The 1526-nt window shown below is 27.2% G+C and carries 1 protein-coding gene; it reads right to left on the reverse strand.

What is annotated here, in order from left to right:
• Positions 1-250 precede the first annotated feature (250 nt).
• Entirely contained in the window at positions 251-1369 is a 1119-nt protein-coding gene (locus tag G6042_RS00800) for a hypothetical protein (RefSeq protein ID WP_169522373.1), read from the reverse strand.
• Positions 1370-1526: the final 157 nt, after the last annotated feature.

Raw genomic sequence — 1526 nt, forward strand, 5'->3', positions numbered from 1 at the left:
CGTATCATTTTGGGAACAAATCAAACTACTTCAAAATATACCTTGGCTTAAAATCAATTTATAAGCTTTTAATTAAGTGAATTTGTATTGAAAATGAAGTTTTTTCACAACCTGACGTTCCGCCGCTTGGCGAGGTTGCGAAATTCGTAACCGTTTAATTTCCACTAAAGATAAAATTTCTTGCGGAACGCAAACGTGAATTTACCACAAAATTCGCAATCTTGCCAAACGGCTGTTAGTGGCTGGACTTTTAGTAAACTTGAATAAAATCTACTTTAGTTTTTCCATTTTTCAGTTTCACAAAATTTTCATTTTTATATTTTCCAATTCTATTAGTGTCATTAGTTTTGAAAACAAGTTCGATATTAAGTTCCTTGATGTAAATGTGTTCCCATTCCGTTAAATTATCAAGCCTAACATTTGATTTTGGATAATATTTTAGAATTTCACTGGCAGTTGTGTTTGTATTCAATTTATTAAAGTTAAATCTTGGCGATATTACTTTAAGGTTTTTAATTTTATTGTCAGATAAGTTGTTATCTACATAACCTAACAATTCAGTTCCATCCCAAACTTCAAATCCTAACGTACTTTCGTCCGTACAAGTTTGATAAATGTTTTCTTTTTCAATAAAACTAATATATGGATATACTAATTTTAAATCTTCTATTGTCATTCCGATAGCAATATTTTCTAAATATTTAATCGGTGTAAATTTCATCAATACTGTATTGTAGTACTGAGTTTTTTTGAGTTTAAACTCATCAAGTTCATATTCTCCACTTTGAATTACATCATAGTCAATTTTTTCGTCATTTGTAATACTAAAAATGTTACTAATAACAGTAAAGCCATTTTTTGTTAATGCGATTTTTGAACTATTTACTGTATTCTCTTTTATCATGTTAAGTTCATTTGGGTCGTTTTCATTAGGTTCCCAAAAAATAATTGAAGAATAATATTGTATTTGTAAATACGTGTTGTTTTTTAAATTGACTATATATAAATATTTGTATCCAAATTGAGTTTGTCTTGTCGAATGATTTCCTTCTCCATTAATATAAATAAATTGTTGGTTTTCAGATAAACCAATAATGTTATAATTTGTTTCGTCAGAGAAATCTAAATTTAAAGACAAACAGAAGTCATTTTCTTTTATATAAAACGTTGGTATTCTCTCATTTCCATAATAACTTATAAAGAATTTATTATCAAATAATTCTGCATGACTCAACAAATCATTTAATATTTCTTTTTTTTGAATAGTATCTATGCCTTGAATTTTTTCAAATTCATAAACATACCTTTCTTGACTGAATGAGATAAAAAAATTACTAAGTAAAATCAGAATAATTATTCGTTGTTTCATAATCTTAAAAGTTGTTTTTTGCAGATTTCGCGTAGTCTTGCCACTAACGTCAGACTGTGAAAAAACCTCCACAATCCTAGTACCAAATATAGTAAAATAGTTGTAAGAAAAAGATAAATTCATTATTTTTAGTGATGCAACATATACAAGGAATAGC

This window comes from Flavobacterium solisilvae (genome assembly GCF_012911605.1).
GTDB lineage: Bacteria > Bacteroidota > Bacteroidia > Flavobacteriales > Flavobacteriaceae > Flavobacterium > Flavobacterium solisilvae.